Source organism: Mesorhizobium marinum, assembly GCF_040813675.1.
GTDB lineage: Bacteria > Pseudomonadota > Alphaproteobacteria > Rhizobiales > Rhizobiaceae > Mesorhizobium_K > Mesorhizobium_K marinum.
Window position 1 is genome coordinate 1 of record NZ_JBFOCI010000042.1, and the last position, 549, is coordinate 549.

The 549-nt window shown below is 51.5% G+C and carries 1 protein-coding gene; it reads left to right on the forward strand.

What is annotated here, in order from left to right; genetic code table 11:
- Nucleotides 1–195: 195 nt before the first annotated feature.
- Nucleotides 196–549 (forward strand): hypothetical protein (locus tag ABUE31_RS22770; protein WP_367726051.1); only part of this gene is annotated, 354 nt, incomplete at its 3' end.

The following is a 549-nucleotide window of genomic DNA, read 5'->3' on the forward strand; positions in this document are numbered from 1 at the left end:
CATTGTCTTAGCTCCGGATATGCGGCTACGTTAGTTGCAACAAATCGGTGGCACACGAAGCTTGCTCGGATGCGCGTCCACCGCAACCTAGCCGGTCATCGTGTCGGGCAGTGACTAAACTGTAGAAACTAGCGTCTCTCCAATGCGGAACGAGCGAACCGTTCACATGGCCTTTTTGAAAACTTAGCTGAATCGATGGTCGATACCAACTTCTTAGAAATCATTATCTCCTCTGCGAGTTCAAAGCCAAGCGACGAGGTTATCCTCGTACTCGTTCTTTCAGACAGACAGATCAATTTGACCGCAGGCGAATTGCTAGAAGGAATTTCAGGCTACTGTCAGGGAGCGCGCAATCTTGGGATAGAAGCGGGCGATCGGGTATTTGTTCTTCCTGGCCACAACGGCGAAACTGTGCTTGCGTTTCTCGGGCTTATTTGTCTTGGCGCAGTTCCTTGCATATTGCCGTATCCGACGCAATCGACGAAGGACTACGTCGTCGACCTTGCGAACGAACTCGTATCGGAAACCGGGGCAAGGTGGCTAGTCACG